Origin of the sequence: Acinetobacter sp. LMB-5 (genome assembly GCF_001541635.1) — a bacterium.
Taxonomy (GTDB): Bacteria; Pseudomonadota; Gammaproteobacteria; order Pseudomonadales; family Moraxellaceae; genus Acinetobacter; species Acinetobacter pittii.
Map to the genome: position 1 here is coordinate 1 of NZ_LRDR01000128.1, position 315 is coordinate 315.

A 315-nucleotide genomic window follows, 5' to 3' on the forward strand; every position below is an offset into this window, starting at 1 on the left:
AGTGGCCACAGTTTCTTGAAGTGTTGCGCCCGAAAGGTCGTTACGCGGTATCCGGTGCCATTGGCGGTGCGATGGTTGAGCTAGACGTTCGCACTTTGTATCTCAAAGATCTCAGCTTCTTTGGTTGTACCGTCCTTGAGCCTGAAGTGTTTGGAAACTTGGTTCATCATATTGAACAAGGCAACATCAAACCATTGGTCGCACAAACGTTCCCACTTGAAGACATCAACCAAGCGCAAGCGGCATTCCAAGAGAAGGGACACGTAGGCAAGATGGTCCTTACCGTAAAGTAATGCCTATCTCTACACTGACAGG

At 48.9% G+C, this 315-nt stretch carries 1 protein-coding gene; it reads left to right on the plus strand.

The features are described 5' to 3' along the window. The coding region (locus AW165_RS18815) for a zinc-binding dehydrogenase (RefSeq protein WP_155859676.1) at nucleotides 1–293 on the plus strand (293 nt) is incomplete at its 5' end. Between the last annotated feature and the right edge of the window lie 22 nt (nucleotides 294–315).